Below are 1184 nucleotides of genomic sequence, written 5' to 3'. Positions count from 1 at the left end.
CGCCCAGGCTGCTGGGCTCTCGCTCGCCGAAGCCCGCCAGGTGCTGAGCATCGTCGACCGCGGCGAAGCACCGTGCAGCCACGTCGAACAGGTGCTGTCCTCCCGGCTCGATCAGGTCCGTGCCCAGATCGCCGAGCTCATCACCCTCGAAACCCATCTCGAATCCCTCCTGGACACCGCCCGGCGTGGGCCCAGCGCTACCGAACACGACCAGGCCGCCGTGTGCTGGATCCTGGAATCCGAGACTCAGCCCGCAGCGGGTACCAGGTCGGTGAGCACACCGAACCCCTGACCCACCACGGGCCGCCAGGCCAACTCGCCGCCGTAGAAGCGCCGCAGGAATCCGATGCCCTGGTGGTAGCAGAACACCGACGACTCAGCGCCGACGATGCCGCCGGTGTCGGTGAACAAGGGCAGCTCGGCGAGCAGGTAACGAACGGCCGACCGCAGCTGATCCTCGGACGCCGAGCTGCCCGCGGGCAGCCGGTTCTCCAGCACCCACCGTGATGCTTCCAAGCAGTCGGCGCGAAAGTCCGGATCACGGTCGAACAGTCGCTGCGCCTGGTCGAGCAGTTGCCGGTAGCGCGGGTTCGTATCGAGTTCCGATGCGCCGAGTATCAGTCGCTGCGGCTCGCGCACGCCCAGGTCGATGAGGGCCCGCGCGATCTTGTTGCGCACGTACTGGCCCTGGCGGCGGGCCTTGTGCGCGGCGCGCTCCGGCGCATATCCGAGTGCTTCCAGGGTGTAGGTCGCGGGCAGGTCCGGGACGAAGAAATGCGCCGCCTCGAACTCGCCGAAACCCCACCGGGCCAGCCCTGCGATCCGTTCGGTGGTGAAGTAGCTGTTGAACGGACTGATCCCGAAACAGACATGCGCTCGGCGGGTCAACGGCCCATGGCAGTGCACCGACAGCGGCTGAACATGCAAGGACAAGGTCGGGCCTTTCGTTACATCACGAATCCGCAGCGCCCCGGGAACCAGCCTGGTTGCGCGATATCGCCTCACAGGATGAACCTTCCAGTGAAGGGGAAGGTCAAGTCCGGGGCCGAGCACACCTCCTACTACAGGGCTCCGTAGTTGGTTGGTACTCTCGGCGGGGTGACCGCCGCCCCGCCCTCGCGTCGCATACCTGTGCGCCTGCTCGCGGTGCCGGCGGCGCTCGTGGGAATTGCGCTGATGCACGG

2 protein-coding genes are annotated in these 1184 nt (G+C 67.1%); one reads left to right on the top strand and one right to left on the bottom strand.

The genetic code is table 11. The features are described 5' to 3' along the window. Positions 1 to 292, top strand: a 292-nt coding sequence (locus ON27_RS29380) for a MerR family DNA-binding protein (RefSeq protein ID WP_043734845.1), incomplete at its 5' end; no start/stop codon positions are given. Here ON27_RS29380 and ON27_RS29375 read toward each other — a convergent pair. Further along, positions 247 to 933, bottom strand: a complete 687-nt coding sequence (locus ON27_RS29375; RefSeq protein WP_217441614.1) for a tRNA-dependent cyclodipeptide synthase — start codon at positions 931 to 933, stop codon at positions 247 to 249. The two genes, ON27_RS29380 and ON27_RS29375, sit on opposite strands and share 46 nt — an antisense overlap. Positions 934 to 1184: the final 251 nt, after the last annotated feature.

Origin of the sequence: Nocardia asiatica NBRC 100129 (assembly GCF_000308415.1) — a bacterium.
Lineage (GTDB): Bacteria > Actinomycetota > Actinomycetes > Mycobacteriales > Mycobacteriaceae > Nocardia > Nocardia asiatica.
Note: the sequence above shows the minus strand (reverse complement) of the source record. Positions and strands in the feature narration are given on the sequence as shown.